We start from the raw sequence: 15,796 nt of genomic DNA, 5'->3' as shown, positions 1-15,796 counted from the left end.
GTAGGTCGGGCCCGCTATTATTTTCTCCTCAATACCGGCTGCTCCACTAGTTTCCATGAGAGCAGGGCCAGCAATACGGTGGCTCCCAGGGCGATGGCAAGGACGAATATCTTCGGTAGGTTGTCAATGTTCATGCTTATCAGGGAATTGACCACCAGCATATGGTAAATATACACTCCGTAAGAAATATCGTTTCTCTTAAGTAACTTATCCGAAAGATGTATACGTGTATAAGCTGCTGAAACGATACATCCCCACAACAGCAAATTAGCGATCCATCCGTACAAATTTAAATAATAGCTAGGGTTGAACCATTTCAGCCATGCGCCAAAAAAGGCGCAAAAAAGGACGTACGCCGCGAACCACAGATAGGCTTTGTTCTCGAAAAACTTCTTGATCTTTTCCCAATACAGCGCTGAAAGTATGCCAAGACAGAAGAAATGAAAATAAGGAACGATGGTTACATGGAACAGTTTAGTATATACATTTTCCTGATCCATCGTTTCAAAACGATTGCCTGCAAGGATGGAAATGAGCATTAAAGTCAGCAGAAGCGCTATCCAGGCCTTTACATTGAGTTTTTTTTCCGCAACCAGTAACAATGGAAGCAGTATGTAAAACTGTAACTCAACAGCGATGGTCCATAAACTGCCGTTGGGCGTACCTGTTCCCCAGCTTCTTAGGAAGTCTGGGGTATAAAATTGCAGGAAGGTTACCTGACACGCTATCCACCTTATCATGGGAAACGAGAAGAGTGCGTGGAAATCGATGATATGAAAAACCAGCAGCAATACGATGGTCATTGCAAGGCAGACCCACATTGCGGGGAATATCCGAATTGCCCGGTTGCGTGCGTATTTTTTTAGGGATGGATTGCGGATGTACGATGAGGTGATCAAAAATCCCGATATCCCAAAAAAGATAGGAACACCCTGGAAATAATTGAGCATGGATGCTACAAGAGGAAAATCGAGCGACAGGTGTGATACTGAATGCGCGAACGCAACCTGCATGGCCGCAAACAAACGGATCAGGTCAAAATTATTGATGTAGCTTTTTCTACTTGTGATTTCGTGGTTGCTCATATGTTGGTTGCGAACGCTGTGAAAGCTTTCGTTGAAGGCATTATGTCCTGATCAACGTGCGGAGGTTCTGTTCAAATTTTATTGCGAGCAATGGGGCGTCAACAAACTCATTGTACCTGAGCGATTGTTTGTAAGATAATATTTGGATAGAGCTGTGGCCCGAAAACTCAAAGACCGGCCCGCCCTCCGCAACCGTTGCACGGTTGTTTACTACTTCGATCTTCAGGTTGTGATCGAAGTGAAAGAATGCAATAGCGTTTTCACTGGCAGCAGAAAGACGATCGTCTACAGATACCTGCTGTTCGTCGAAGCGAAGCTGCCGGGTATGGGTGATCCCCAGTGCCCGGTACCCGTTGTGCGCAGCGGTAATGCTGCGTTCCGTTTCTTCCAGGACGGTGAGTTTTGCGCGGCGGCCGACACGGAAAGCCGACCAAACATCCGACTGGTTTTTGTTTCCTATCGAAACGGTATTGTGCGACGGCGTTCCGCGTTCCGTGTTTCTCCTTTGATTATCCTGGTAAGTACTTAAGCCCGTATCAACAAGTATGGGTTTGTTCCTGTATTGTAAACACAGGGAAAGCATGTCGGCATGCGCATGACCAGGTTGATAAGGCGGCATGATATTGCCCGCATCGAAAACCAATTCAAAATGCCCGCAATTGTAACGCCGATAACCCGAATGTTCGATTTTTGTTAGCGCGGGCACGAGACCAGAATCGTGGGCGGCTTCTATGAGTTGCGCAGCTTCTGGTGCGATTCCTTCTGTTGCATCGTTTACATGCGCCCATTTCCCGTCCCGGAAAACAAAGGTCTGTAACCAACCCAACATGTTGCGGATCGGGTTAAAAAGTCGTTCACGACCGTGCGCCCCGGCCTGCCTGTACAACAGGATGAGTTTGGACAAAAGAATGCTTTGGTACATTGGTGAACTTTCGTAATGACCGCCATCCGCAAGCACCTGCTCATCTAATTGTTCGTCCAGGCCCTTCGAAGCTTTTTCCACGAGTTTGACATCGCCAAGCGTGATGCCTGAAAAATACAATGCAATATAATTTTCAAGCAAGTGGTTTGCGAGGATGTGGAATTCCAGGTTATTTTCAAGGTACCCTACCTGCAGTCTTATGCACTTGTGAAACAGCGCATTCTTCCATCCTGTTTTACTGTAATAAAAAAGCCAGTTAACAATACGCAAAGATACCGGGTAGGGTTCGGGCGGGATTGCACCTGAAAGCAATCCATCACAAAAAGAAAGGATCAGTCGCTGCTTTTCCTCGTGTGTTATCAACGGATCGTGCAGGTAATCGAAATATTGCAGGTTGTAGTTCCACAATTTTCCGTGCCCGGAAAAATTCCAATCGATGTTGCCCTCAAAAGAATGTCCAAGCGAAAGGAAACAGAATTTATTCAGGCCCTGGTACCTGTTGCGGTAGGGGATCAGTTCTCCGGTATCACAGCAAGGGAGCGGAGATATCGGGTGATCCAGATAGTGCGTATAGCTGATCAGCTTAATATAAGGCCGCCTGGCCCGATACCAGCACTGGTACAACACCTGGCGAATCCGGAGGTGACGCAGCGTTTGAAAAAGGCGCAGCACGGATGCAGTCACTTGCTGTAAATGTTTACCAATGTTGAAACGATCCGACCGGAAGTCTTTCCATCCCACAGGTCAGGGATCGAGCCTTTTTTCCAGTTTCCGCTCACCAGTTTTTGGAAAGCGGGGTAAAGATTCTGTGGATCGGTACCGATCAATTCATTGGTACCAACTTCGATCGTCTCTGGTCTTTCAGTATTGTTACGAAGTGTAATGCACGGTACATGCATCACCGTTGTTTCTTCTGTGATGCCGCCGCTGTCGGTGATCACCGCTTTAGCATACTGCACCAGGTAATTAAATTCGAGGTAGGGCATCGGTTCAACCATGAAAAGATTTGAAGTCTGGATACCAAGGCTCTGCAGGTTCTTCGCCGTTCGTGGATGTACAGGAAACACAACCGGAAGATCACCCGCACACTCGATAATTGTATCGACAAGTGTTTTCAATTTCTGTTCACCATCCACATTTGCGGGACGATGCAGTGTGGTTACAATATATTTCCCCTTTGTTAGTCCGAATGCATTCCAAAACGGAGGTTGCACAAAATTGGGTTGGTGTGTCAGCAATGTATCTATCATTGTGTTACCCACAAAATGGATCCGGTTTTCCGGCACTCCCGCCTTTCTAAGATTGTTGTTTGCTGTTTCGGAGGTGGTGAAGAAATGATCGGAAATAGCATCCGTTACCATCCGATTTATTTCTTCTGGCATGCTAAGGTCGAACGAGCGGATGCCGGCTTCCACGTGCACCACGTCTATACCGAGTTTTTTAGCAACAATGGAGCAGGCGAGTGTAGAAGTAACATCTCCCACCACCAGTACCACATCTGCCGGATTTTCCATCAGCTCCTTTTCGAAGCGTACCATTATATTGCCGGTTTGTTCTGCCTGCGTACCACCGCCGCTTTCGAGGTTGGCATCGGGATGGGGGATGCCCAGTTGATCGAAAAAGCTTTCACTCATGTTTTTATCATAATGCTGCCCGGTATGTACTAGCCTGTACTCAATCTTTTCAGCGGCTGCAGCATTGTGCTTTTTCAGTGCGTCGATAATGGGCGCTATTTTCATAAAATTGGGGCGTGCACCCGCGATCAATGTTATTTTCATATGGTGGTATCAACTTTTATCCATGAGCCTTTTTGTAAACTTTCCAGCGCTGCAAAAGATGCCCGGGTGGTATTTACCAATTCCTCAAACGGAATGAGCACGGCTCCGCCTGATTTTACCGAGTCGATTAATTGTGCGAATTGCGCCTTGTGTCCTTTATCGAGTGTGCCGGACATAGACGAAAAGCCGCTGAACCCGAATCCTGTCAATTTCCTGAAGTTATCAACGATCAGGATCCGGCCCTGGCTGTAGACCTCAACGCGTTCTTTTGCATAGGCTTTGTTCCCATTTGAAAAATAATTGATCACACCCTGGGAGCCATTCTCGAACTGCAATGTAATGATCGCATTATCGGTATTGCCGGCAGGGTTCTTCCCCAAGGCGCTCATTACAACCGCTTTCACTTTACTACCGGCCATGAATATCATCATATCAATAAAATGACAGGCTTCGCCTATGATCCGCCCGCCGCCTACCAGCAAATCCTGCACCCACACCTCAGGCGGAATAAATCCTGCATTTACGGTCGCAATCATGTTCACCGGCGCATCGCCAATCAATTTTTTTGCTTTTTGTACAAATGGTGAAAAACGCCTGTTGAAACCCACTGTTACCGACAGCGGTTGTGGCAGTGTTTTAAACGTGTTTATAATTTCTTCCAGTTCGTTTTTCGTTATGGCAAGCGGTTTTTCTACAAATACATTTTTTCCTGCCTTTAGCGATTCATTTACCATCGATGCATGCAGGTTGTGGCGTGTGGTGATCATCACGAGATCCACTTCCGAATCTTTCAATATTTCCCTGTAGTCTGTTGTGCTGTATTCGAAATTGTATTTTTTAGCAAGCGCTTTTGCCGTTAAGCCTCCTGCACTGGAAATGTACTTGTAGTGCGCCCCTGCCTTTTTAAGGGCAGGCATTACGGTCATCTTTGTGAAATTTCCCGCGCCGATTATACCGATGATACCGCTTGAAGGCTTTTGCCCGTACGACTTAACCGCCACAACTGGTGAGACACATGCAGATGTTACTGGATACTCAAGTATGGAAGCAATGGATCCGCCCCCCATATTGTCATAGATAACGCGGTAATCCGGCAGCGCTATCCGCTCGGTAATCAGCGGATTTACCTTGAGTTGTTGTTTCGAGATGGCCGAAAGAACGGTTTCGAAATTTCTTTTCTCGGTCCACCGCACAAAGCCGATAGGATAATCGATGCCTTTCTGCTCGTATTCCTCATCATACCTCCCGGGGCCGTATGAACAGGATACCTGGAAGCTGAGTTCCTTCTTATAAAAATCCGCTCTCTTGATGTCCAGCCCGATTACCCCAACCAACACAATCCTTCCTCTTTTCCTGCTCATCTGCGCCGCCTGGCTGATGACATCATTGCTTTTGGTTGACGCGGTGATAATGACTGCATCTGCGCCTATGTCGGCAGTAAGTGATTCCACTGTTTTTACGGGATCAACCTGCGCGGCGTTAAAAGCCTTTATTCCTTTTTCCCTTGCTATGTCTACCTTCTTGTTGTCGAAATCAAAACCGACCACTTCGCATCCGTTCATGAGCAGGAGTTCTGCAGTGATGAGGCCGATCAATCCCAACCCAATCACTACTACGGTTTCTCCCATAGAAGGATTAACAAGTCTTATCCCCTGCAAACCGATGGCTCCTATTACAGTAAAAGAAGCGTCTTCATATGATACGTTGTCTGGTATTTTTACCACGAGGTTTTGCGGTATGCATACGATCTCTGCATGGTGCCCGTTACTCGCCACCCTGTCGCCAACTGCAAACCCCGATACGCCCTCACCTACTGCGATCACTTCACCTGCATTGCAATAACCCAGCGGCATAGGTTCATCAAGCTTGTTAAATACAGCTTCCAATGTTGGGAACAATCCTTCTGTCTTTATCTTATCCAATACCTGTTTTACTTTTTCGGGTTGCTGACGCGCCTTGCTGATGATATTACCCTTGCCGAACTCCACCAGCATTTTTTCGGTACCTAGGCTCACCAGCGAGCGATGCGTTTTGATCAGCACCGTTCCTTTTCTCACGAGCGGTGCCGGAATCTCTTCTAATATTGTATTTCCGTTTTTAAGGTCCTGTATGATCTGTAACATAGTTGTGTTTGTAAATTGTAAATAACGTATACCGGTCTAATGCCCGTCCTTCGCGGCAAACTGGGTAAGCCAACTGTCGATGGCGAGTATGGACCATATGGCATACGATGCATCGACTTTTTTGTTTTTGTTCTGTTCTATCAGCCTCCATACCGCATCTGAATCGAAAATACCTTGTCTGTCAATGTTTTCCTTAGAAAGACGGGATCGGATGATCGCGTCCATATCCTCCGTTATCCATTTTCTGACAGGTGCGCCAAAACCCGTTTTGGGTCGATAGATCACATCATGCGGCAAATACCTTTCAGCAACTTTTTTCAGCAGGTATTTTGTCGTATTGCCCTTCATCTTAAGTTCCGGCGGCAAAGATGCTGCAAAGGAAATGAGTTCAAGATCGAGAAACGGTACACGGATCTCCACTGCTACGGCCATGCCCATCTTATCGGTATAATTCAGGTTATGGTCTGGCAAAAAACTGCGCAACTCCCAATGCAGCATTTGGTTGAGGTCATTTTTTTCCTGGGGTATATCCGCATTGAGTGCGGTAAGGTATGCGAGCGGATCAAAGGAACCGACGATGTCTTTTTGTTTTTTATTAAACAATTTTTTTACCGTAGTAAGAGGTAGCCAGCTAAAGTAACCGGCCATACGCTCAGCTTTCGTTTTACCCAGTCCCTCACCCATTTTTTTAAGTCTCCTTAACTTTGCATTCGATACCGGTAAAAACTTCAGCACTCCTTTCAACAGCCTGCCCGCAAACCCGGGAAGCAACCCGAACATCTTTTCATACCCAAGCGCCTGGTGTCTCCTGTAGCCGGAAAACACATCGTCGCCTCCTGTGCCGCCCAATAACACTTTGATCCCTGTTTCTCTTGCCAGCCTGGAAATATTCAGCACGTTGAGGGGAGCAGCATCGGCCTGTGGTTCATCCAGGTGCCATATCATTTTGTCGAAATCCTTAACAATATCGATGTCTCCTTTTACGATGTGCAGGTCCACGTCGAGGTGTCCGGCTACTTTTTTCGCATATGCGAGGTCATCCGCAAAATCTTCCACTCCCTCGCTCCAGCCATTGCTGTCTATCGTGAAACATGCAAATTTCTTATCAGGATACAATTCTTTTGCAAGCGCCACAATAATACTCGAATCAAGGCCACCCGAAAGAAAGAAACCTACCGGAACATCAGAGAGCATCTGCCTTTTAACAGCCGATCGTAATTTTTCCTGTAACAGGTCAATCAACTCGCTTTCTGAAGCCTTGCTGTAATCGCCGTTGAACGGTATTTGGTAATATTTTACCGGGTTAACCATTGCCTGGTTAACAGCTGTTTTAAAATAATGGCCTGGTAACAGCTTTTTTACCCGGGTAAAAGGTGTTAATTCTCCAGGCGACCAAAGGAAAGTAAGGTAGTTGACAAATGACGCAACATTCACTTTCCTGTCTATATCGAACGATAGAAATGTTTTTATCTCCGACGAAAACAGGAGCATCCTGTCATCATGGTAGATGTATAACGGTTTTACACCTAACTGGTCACGTGCCACAAACAGTTCCCTGGTATGGGTATCATACACTGCAAAAGCAAAAATGCCGTTGAGTTTGTTAAGACAGTCGGCCCCATAGTGAATGTATGCGTAGAGAACGGTTTCTGTATCACCGGTTGAATGGAACTCGTATGATCCCATTAACCCGGCCCTCACCTCCATATGGTTGTATATTTCTCCGTTGAAGATGATCACATGCCGTCCATCTTTCGAATGCATCGGTTGATTTGCGTTGGCCGACAGGTCCTGTATCGACAAACGTGTATGACAAAGGAATAATTTGTCATCCTGGTAACAACCGCTGGAATCTGGCCCCCTGTGTGATATACAGGAGACAACTTTTGCAAGATCAATTTTTTCGGTGGCAATACCACCTGCAATACCGCACATGTGTTTATGTTAAAAAGTTAGCGGAACGTATCAAAATAAAGTCGGCAATTGGTTTCGCAATCGTGGTTTTGTTTTACAATATCAAGAGTTTTGCGGGAATGCTGCTCAAGGCGCAGATCGGGCGATTCGAGATAATAAGTCATCCCTCTAATCAGTTCCTCTGTACTGCGGGGCGTTACCAGGTAGCCGTTTTCTTTATGAATGACCGAGTCCGATATTCCACCCACGTTTGAACAGATGGCTGGCAATCCTTTCGACATCGCTTCGATCAGCGACATTGGAAACCCTTCTGCATAGCTTGGCAGCACAAATATGTCTGAAGATGAAATTTCTTTTTCAAACTTGGCATCGTCTACCCACCCCAGTGCGCTGACCCTTTCTTCCCAATGCTGCGTGGTGATGACAGTTCTGACCTCTTCGAGCATCGTGCCACCTCCGATGAGTACAAACGAGAAAGGATACTTATTGTACAGGGCGCTTATCGAACCAATAATTTCATTCAATCCTTTCTCCCTGATCATCCACCCGATAAAAATAAATTTCAGCGGTTTTTGTGGCAGTGCAGTTTTGGGCACAGCGGCAACAGTGAACGAAGCTGGCAGCCAATATTTCACCTCCAATATTTTATGGTCCGGTACTTCCAAAGACCGGAAAAAACGTGCCCAATTTTTTCCACTGGCACCCAGTTTGTAAGGAATTTTAAGGAGTAATTTAACCACCGAACGTTTGAAAAATCCTGCCTTTTCTACCTGCAAGAACCAACCGTCTACAATCACGAAAAGATCTCTTGTTTTATACCAGCGGCAAACCAGCGACATCACGATTCGCTCGTAAAATCCCACGCCGGCACCCGAAAAAATGATCACACCTGCAAAGCTTTCGTTCCTGAAAAGTCGAACAAGGCTTTTGATCCTTCGCAAACCTTGTTTCATGTTATCAATAAAAGAGATTGACTTGTCGAAACTCGACCTGTATGTGTCGATCACCTCGATTTCAAAACCATGCGCTGTTGCATAATCGATCAGCCCGGCAGACAGGGTGAGAACACCTCCTGGATGCTTTTTGTTATGTTTGTCCTGCCTGGCGCCAACCAGGATAAATTTAGTAGAGGTCATCAACGGTCGTTCTGCGGTTTTGCAAACATGTTTTCTTTTGATAGATAATCTTCCAGTCCCTTGCGGATCGTAAAAGAAGGTTCCCAGTTCAGCAGTTCTTTTGCCTTACTCATGTCTGCGATGGTATCAGGTATTTCGTTCTGCCTTACTACCTCTTCAGAAAAAACCGGCAGGTCGGTGCCTGCGATTTCCTGCATCAGGCCAATGATGTCTTCCGGAGAATGACTTTCGCCTGAGCCTATGTTGAAAATATTGAATGACACTGGCTTATTCAGCAGTTGAAGCATCATTGCCACCACATCGTCTACATAAATGTAATCGCGGCGCGGTGTTTTGTCTTTTATGTAAATGGCTCCCCCCGCTTTCAACTGTTTGATAATGGAAGGTATCAGGAACATGTCTTTTTGGCCGTACCCGTAGATGTTGAAAGGCCGGACAATTACGATGGGCACTTTATAAAATTCATTGTAAAACCCACAAATGTCTTCTGCTGTTTTTTTGCTGAAGGCATAGGGGTTATTAGGGTGTATGGGTGCATCTTCTGCAATGGGGAGGGAAGACGGAATGCCATATAGATAGGCACTTGTTACGATTAGTCTGGCTTTTTGTTTACGGCAATACTCACATGCATGCAGCGTTCCGGCGGCATTGGTCTGAAAAAAGGAAACAGGATTTTCCCAACTGGCGGGAACGAAGGTCATTGCGGCGAGATGGATCACTGTATCGCAGGCAGGCAGCGCTTCCCAGGCCCTGGCATCCGAAACATCGATGGTCGATTCAACCACCTCGTTGTCGTTGTGTTGCTTCAGCATTTCCAGCAGACGTTTACCGATAAATCCGGAAGCGCCTGTGACCAGTATTTTACTCATGTATGAACTTACTTTTCAGCGTTTCAAATTCCTCGATCGCCTGTATGTAATCATCTGGTCTGCCGATATCAAGCCAGTAACCGCTGAACTCATTTACGGTAACGGGTTTTCCGGCAGCAATAAGATCATGCATAAGGTGGTCAAACCCATAAGGCCGGTTGCGCGGTATGTGTTCCAGTATTTCTTTGCTGGCAACATAAATACCCATGCTGACGAGAAAATCGGTTATGGGTTTTTCTTTAAAGTTTATCAGCCTGTTCTCTTCATTGATATCCAATACCCCATAATCGTTTTTCTGCCGGCGGCGATAGCCCGAGATGGTAAACAGGCTTGTATTGGCGATGTGGTCATTATACAACCCCGCAAAGTCGATATCGGTAAGGATGTCGCCGTTCATAATGAGAAAATTCTGGGGCAGGTTATCGATCAGGTGTAGCGGCCCCATCGTGCCCAGTGGTTCATTCTCCATCGAATAGCTGATCTCAACGTTCCAGCGTTTGCCATCGCCAAAAAAAGCCTTGATCAGTTCCGCCTGATGATTCACCGCCATAGTGATCTTTGTGAAACCATAATGCGCCAGTTGCCTGATCACCACTTCAAGTATCGGTTGTTCGCCAATAGGCATCAACGGCTTTGGCAACACCCATGTATAGGGCCTGAGACGTGTACCTTTTCCACCAGCCAGTATGATCGCATGTTTGTTCATGTAAATTTATTTATGGTTGATTGAAGACTTATCAAATGCTGGCTTGCTGCAGCCTTAGTTCCCGCTCCATTTCATGTTCGCCTTCGAACTCGTAAACAGACATCACGTAAACAATGAGCGGGCTCAATATGAAACTGTAATGGAACAAGCTGATGAAAATAAACACCCGGAACCTTGTAAAGTTTTTGAATACATTGTACAGGAAAGAAGCTGCTAGAAATACGCCGCCCTGTACGAGAAATCGCACGATCGACAATTCGCTTCCGTGATCGGAGAAAGATACATCTGTAAGTTCCGGGTAATCGAACAGTGCCACTTCACCGAGGTATTTTACTACATCTGTAGGAAATATATAAAAGGCCTGCAGGTATGACCTGGGATCAACGAACTGTGTCAATACTACGTACGCACTGTTGTAACCGTAATTGTATTCTTTGAAAAGTTCAAGAATAGCGAGTACAGAAGTAATAAGAAAGATGATACAGCCAATTGCCAGCAGCACCACTGCTTTGGTCGACTGCAGGAATTTTATACGTTTCTGTGCGAAAGAAAATATTTTTTGCAGTGCGTAACCGATCACATTTGTTTTAACGCTGATGAACCACAACGAAAGGAAATCGATAAAATAAGCCCTCCGCCTGATCGTATATCCAACAAAGAATATCCCGAGAAAAAATGAAGTATAATGATAATTCAGGAAAAGGCCAATAGCCCGCGATCCATAGGAATCACGCATTGTAGACAATATCGGTCGTATATCGAATGGGAAGGCGCCGGTAAGGCTTTCAAAAAAAACAAGAAATATACAAACGACGACGGCCGCCGATAAAAAAACAGAACCTTTAGCATTGCGCCTGAAATAAATGAGTGACAGTATACCGAGTCCAAACTGTTTGGCATTAAGCAGGAAGATCGAAAGATCGTTAACAAAAAAAGAACCTGTTTGCGCAAAACAAAAGGTAATGAGCAAAATGATCTCGGCCCGCGTAAGCCGGTAAGAGTAGATGCCAATGGCAAGGATGATGAGCAATAATAATTCTGCCGCATGCTGTAACAAACTCATTGTGGTGCCTGCAAGCATAACTACGAGAATCATCAGCGGAACGATAAAAAGGGTTGTAAAATCGTTTATACGCCTGCTCATTTCCCTTTTTTAACGGCTTCCTTGTGCCTCAACCTGTTTAGCATCATGTACAATGATTTTATTTTCATGGCCCATGGCCCATGGCGTACGATAAACATCAGTTCCGTCATTGATACCCTGGCCGCTTTTCCATTTACAAACAGGGACCTTACATGGGCATAACCGATCCTTGCTTCTGCTTTGTTGCGTTGCTTTCCGCTGAGCCTGTCCATAAAAGCGGCGGTGGCTTTTTTCATGGGCTGCGACATATCTTTTCTCGACATCCCGGAAGAGTGTATCCTATATGAACCCAGGATGACCGGCAAGTATACGAACGATTCGGTAACAGCTGCAATACGAATCCATGTATTGAAATCCTCCGCTGCTACCATTTCCGCATCTTCGGATATATACCCTATTTGTTCGAGAAGGTCTTTTTTCACCACTACTGTCGAATTGATGATAGCGTTCCCGTTCACAAGCAGATCGGTAAGCACCGGGCTCAGCATTTTCCTGCCTTTCAACCGTCTCTGATGGTAGAAGCTGCGTTCTCCTTCTATGGCCATATCGTGAAAAACGATGTCGGCGCCGACATCTATTTTTTCTATACAGCGATGCAGTTTATCCGCTGTCCAGCAATCATCAGAATCTAAAAACGCAACAACGCTTCCCTGCGCGGCACGTATGCCGGCATTTCGGGAAACTGCGATAACGCCGTTGTTGTGCACTTTGATCATTCGCACCGCGTTGCCAAATGCCTGAAGCACCTCGTTGGTCTGATCAGTGGAATGATTGTCAACGACAATGACCTCGAAGTTTTGATATTTCTGATCCAGCACCGATTGTATCGCATTGCCGATAAACTGTGCATGATTATAGGTGGGAATAACAACAGAAACCAGCGGTTCTTTCATCATTCTGCTTTTTTAAAATGAGCCGCACAGAATTGCAACAGCTTGTCAACCTCTTCATCGACATCGTGTTGTACGACAAAACCGCTACCGCGCAATTTTTCTATTTTAAATTGCAGCGGCGCCACCTGTTCCTGCTTCGAACCCGCGGGCACCTGCAGTATTGGATCGAAGCCCAATACATGTTTCACACGCCTGGCTATGTGTTGTGCCATTTGTAAAACGGAAACGGATGAACCGCTCCCCAGGTTATAGATTCCCTGTACGCGATCCGAACCGAGCAAAAACGAAACGGCGCGGGTAACATTGGATATCGATATAAAATCTCTTTCCTGCAAGCCTGTTGATGTTAATTGTAACAGGCCTGTTTCAACCACCTGTTTGCAAAGTCCGTTGACAAGAAGCGACCAGCAGTTGTTAGCGGCATATACCGGCTCGCCAAACGAATTGGACAGCCGGATTACGACAGTTGTAAAATTTCGTTCTGAGGCAGCGAGCACTGCGTCTTCTCCGGCCCGGTGACTTGTAGCATAAGGATGGAGATTCAGTGTGCAGGTATCTTCGGTTATTGTGCCGGTGAGTGGTTGGCGGTATACGTGTGCAGTAGAAAAATATACGATCTTTTGTACTCCGGCTTTTTTTGCGGCCTTTACCAACCGAAGTGTACCAACACCGTTGATCAGCAGCGCGAGTTCCGGGTTTTCCATTGAGTCGGGTGCATTAACGCCAGCCGTATGAATTACATAATCAACACCGGCGCAAGCTCTTTCGAGCGATGCAGGGTCATCCCAGTTTACATACCGCAAAGAAAACGGCGGAGTGATCTCTTGCCCGGTACGGGAAGTGGCGAGGGTAATTTCATAAACAGCAGATAAATACTGCGCAATACGCGCACCCAGGAAACCGAGGCCGCCGGTTACGAGAACATGCTTGCGGGGTGCGTTTATATTTTCCATGGCGCTTTACCGGATAACCATAATGATTCAAGCAACTCATGATCACGTTTGGTATCCATACAATGCCAAAAATCTTCGTGTTTGTAGGCCATGAGTTGCCCTTGTGCGGCCGCCGTTTCAAGTGGTTCACGCTCAAGCAGGGTCTGGTCGTCTTTAATCAGGTCGAAAAATCCCGGCTCTACAACAAAATATCCGCCGTTGATCCAGCCTTTCTGCAGCTGCGGTTTTTCCTGGAAACTGATCACGGTATCTCCATTGATCTCCAGTTCTCCGAAACGGGCAACAGGGCGAACAGCACTCACCGTTACCATTTTTCCATGGTTCTTATGGAATCTCAAAAGCGCATCCACATCGATATTCGCTACGCCATCGCCATAAGTAATCATACACGGTTCATCGCCTATAAAATTCTTCAGCCGTTTTACACGGCCGCCGGTCATTGTCTTTTCGCCTGTATCTACCAGAGTAACCCGCCAGTCCACATCGTTCTGGTGATGCGAGTCTACGCTGCCCGTTTTAAGGTCAACTGTAAAATCGGAGTTGAGGGCTTTATAATTATAGAAATATTCGCGTATCACTTCCGCTTTATAACCCAGGGCTACAAAAAAATCTTTGTGCCCGAAGCTTGAATAGGTCTGCATGATGTGCCATAAAATAGGTTTGCCGCCGATAGGCACCATAGGTTTGGGAATAAGCCCGGTATATTCGGCCAACCTGGTTCCAAAACCACCTGCGAGTAGTATTACTTTCATATTGTTTACCAATTATAGTTTATATCGTTAACAGAACTTCGTTCTACTTCGTCTGGATCGTGCTCAATATCTGCAATATTAAGCACAAGACTTTTACCCGGCCCCAATCCCTGGAAACCAAACCACAAACCCGGCGGAACGGTCAGACGCGCATAGCGGGCCTCGCCGATGTCTTCTGTTACAAATTCGTTCTGCCCTGTCATCATTACAAAACGGACAGTTCCTACCGGAACGACCAGGTTCAGTGTCATCCGCTTGTGTTTTTTCCAGGCCTTGACCGCACCTTCTTCTACCCAGGAAAAGTAAGCTTCACCATATTCGCGAAACTGGGGGTCACTCCTTTTAAATGCATGCCATACATCACCTCCCTTTACTTCTATCTGTTTTAAAGGCGTTACTATGATGTTGTCTTTTACTGAGCCCATAATAGCCCCATTTGTTTTGCTGTGGAAGAATACAATTTTATCTGATCCAACGACACCTGCCGGATATCCTTGGCATTTTCGTAAAATGCCTTATACCATTCCGATGTAAATTTCACGGTGTCTTCAAATCCCAATGCCGCCCACCATTTCAGGTGATGCAATGCTTTATCGCAGTTGAGTTTCAGCAAGGTAGATTCATACGGCCCTTCGTGTGATTGCGAGATGTCTTTCCATTTTACCTGCTTCCAAAAGGTAGCCATGTGATCAACCAGGTCGCCAACACTATGGTTCTGGAGAATCGATGGGCCAAAGTTGAAAGCTTCCCCATGCAATGCCGCATTGCCCCACATAGCCGCCGCGAGCGTAAGATAGCCGCTTAGTGGTTCGAGAACAAGCTGCCATGGCCTGGTTGCAGACGGGTTGCGAAGTTCAACGGTCTGATCCTTCGACCAGGCTTTTACACAATCGGGAACTATGCGGTTTTCGGCCCAGTCACCTCCGCCAATCACATTACCCGCTCTGGCTGAAGCGATGATCACTTTGTTGTCTTTGTGAGAGAAAAAAGATTTGATTTGAGATTTGATTACCAATTCGGCAGCTCCCTTTGAGGCGCTGTACGGATCGGGGCCGCCCAACGCATCCGTTTCACGATAACCCCAGATCCATTCTACGTTGTCGTAGCATTTATCGCTTGTGATCATCACGGCTACACATTTTTTGTCCAGCTTGCGCAATGCTTCCATCACATGCAAGGTGCCCATTACATTCGTGTCCCAGGTTTCAGCGGGATTGGTATAAGAATCACGGACGAGTGCCTGCGCCGCCAGGTGGAAAACAAAATCCGGTTGCGCATCCACGATGATCTTTTCAACATCTTTTGCGCAACGCACGTCGGCCCTTGTATCTTTGATGTCTTTGTGCAGGCCAATCACATCAAAATGAGCCGGATTTCCGGGAACACCATTTGCCAACCCCACCACAGATGCGCCCAGTGAATGCAGCCAAAGCGATAACCAACTTCCTTTGAAGCCAGTATGGCCGGTAATAACGACAACTTTTCCTTTAAAGATCTTTTCTAATTCGTTCATAACGGAGG

General features: G+C 46.3%; 14 protein-coding genes. All 14 read right to left on the bottom strand.

The window, feature by feature from the left end; translation table 11 throughout:
• Positions 1–17 precede the first annotated feature (17 nt).
• The 14 genes from GWC95_RS04175 to rfbG are packed head-to-tail and all read right to left on the bottom strand — an operon-like array spanning position 18 to position 15,788.
• Positions 18–1,085 carry an acyltransferase family protein gene (locus GWC95_RS04175; protein WP_161817403.1) on the bottom strand — a complete coding sequence of 356 codons (1,068 nt, stop codon included), beginning with the start codon at positions 1,083–1,085 and terminating at the stop codon, positions 18–20.
• A 40-nt stretch (positions 1,086–1,125) separates the two neighbouring features.
• Positions 1,126–2,748 carry an alginate lyase family protein gene (locus GWC95_RS04170; protein ID WP_317164078.1) on the bottom strand — a complete coding sequence of 541 codons (1,623 nt, stop codon included), beginning with the start codon at positions 2,746–2,748 and terminating at the stop codon, positions 1,126–1,128.
• Entirely contained in the window at positions 2,688–3,785 is a 1,098-nt protein-coding gene (gene wecB, locus GWC95_RS04165; RefSeq protein WP_161817401.1) for a non-hydrolyzing UDP-N-acetylglucosamine 2-epimerase, read from the bottom strand. The genes GWC95_RS04170 and wecB overlap by 61 nt, the downstream gene beginning before the upstream one ends.
• A complete protein-coding gene (locus tag GWC95_RS04160; protein WP_161817400.1) occupies positions 3,782–5,908 on the bottom strand; it encodes a bi-domain-containing oxidoreductase in 2,127 nt (708 codons plus the stop codon). The genes wecB and GWC95_RS04160 overlap by 4 nt, the downstream gene beginning before the upstream one ends.
• Before the next feature lie 36 nt (positions 5,909–5,944).
• Positions 5,945–7,843 (bottom strand): asparagine synthase (glutamine-hydrolyzing), encoded by a 1,899-nt coding sequence (gene asnB / locus GWC95_RS04155; protein WP_161817399.1) that lies wholly within the window; start codon positions 7,841–7,843, stop codon positions 5,945–5,947.
• A gap of 17 nt (positions 7,844–7,860) precedes the next feature.
• Positions 7,861–8,958, bottom strand: coding sequence for a glycosyltransferase (locus tag GWC95_RS04150; protein WP_161817398.1), 1,098 nt, complete (start codon positions 8,956–8,958; stop codon positions 7,861–7,863).
• A complete protein-coding gene (locus GWC95_RS04145) occupies positions 8,958–9,827 on the bottom strand; it encodes an NAD-dependent epimerase/dehydratase family protein (RefSeq protein ID WP_161817397.1) in 870 nt (289 codons plus the stop codon). Before GWC95_RS04145 ends, GWC95_RS04150 begins: the two co-directional genes overlap by 1 nt.
• On the bottom strand, positions 9,820–10,533 hold the full coding sequence (locus tag GWC95_RS04140; RefSeq protein WP_161817396.1) for a nucleotidyltransferase family protein: 714 nt from the start codon (positions 10,531–10,533) through the stop codon (positions 9,820–9,822). Before GWC95_RS04140 ends, GWC95_RS04145 begins: the two co-directional genes overlap by 8 nt.
• Positions 10,534–10,564: 31 nt before the next feature.
• Positions 10,565–11,677, bottom strand: coding sequence for a hypothetical protein (locus tag GWC95_RS04135; RefSeq protein WP_161817395.1), 1,113 nt, complete (start codon positions 11,675–11,677; stop codon positions 10,565–10,567).
• Complete coding sequence (locus GWC95_RS04130) at positions 11,674–12,573, bottom strand: glycosyltransferase family 2 protein (protein ID WP_161817394.1); 900 nt, start codon at positions 12,571–12,573, stop codon at positions 11,674–11,676. Before GWC95_RS04130 ends, GWC95_RS04135 begins: the two co-directional genes overlap by 4 nt.
• The gene (locus GWC95_RS04125; RefSeq protein ID WP_161817393.1) at positions 12,570–13,523 is read right to left on the bottom strand and encodes an NAD-dependent epimerase/dehydratase family protein; all 954 of its coding nucleotides are present in this window, start codon (positions 13,521–13,523) and stop codon (positions 12,570–12,572) included. Before GWC95_RS04125 ends, GWC95_RS04130 begins: the two co-directional genes overlap by 4 nt.
• Positions 13,511–14,275 carry a glucose-1-phosphate cytidylyltransferase gene (gene rfbF / locus GWC95_RS04120; RefSeq protein WP_161817392.1) on the bottom strand — a complete coding sequence of 255 codons (765 nt, stop codon included), beginning with the start codon at positions 14,273–14,275 and terminating at the stop codon, positions 13,511–13,513. Before rfbF ends, GWC95_RS04125 begins: the two co-directional genes overlap by 13 nt.
• 5 nt (positions 14,276–14,280) lie before the next feature.
• Positions 14,281–14,700: a dTDP-4-dehydrorhamnose 3,5-epimerase gene (locus tag GWC95_RS04115; RefSeq protein WP_161817391.1), complete on the bottom strand. Its 420-nt coding sequence runs from the start codon at positions 14,698–14,700 to the stop codon at positions 14,281–14,283.
• A complete protein-coding gene (gene rfbG, locus GWC95_RS04110; RefSeq protein WP_161817390.1) occupies positions 14,688–15,788 on the bottom strand; it encodes a CDP-glucose 4,6-dehydratase in 1,101 nt (366 codons plus the stop codon). Before rfbG ends, GWC95_RS04115 begins: the two co-directional genes overlap by 13 nt.
• Between the last annotated feature and the right edge of the window lie 8 nt (positions 15,789–15,796).

Origin of the sequence: Sediminibacterium roseum (assembly GCF_009939005.1) — a bacterium.
Lineage (GTDB): Bacteria > Bacteroidota > Bacteroidia > Chitinophagales > Chitinophagaceae > Sediminibacterium > Sediminibacterium roseum.
The sequence above is the reverse complement of the archived record's forward strand: the minus strand, read 5'-3'. Positions and strand labels throughout refer to the sequence as shown.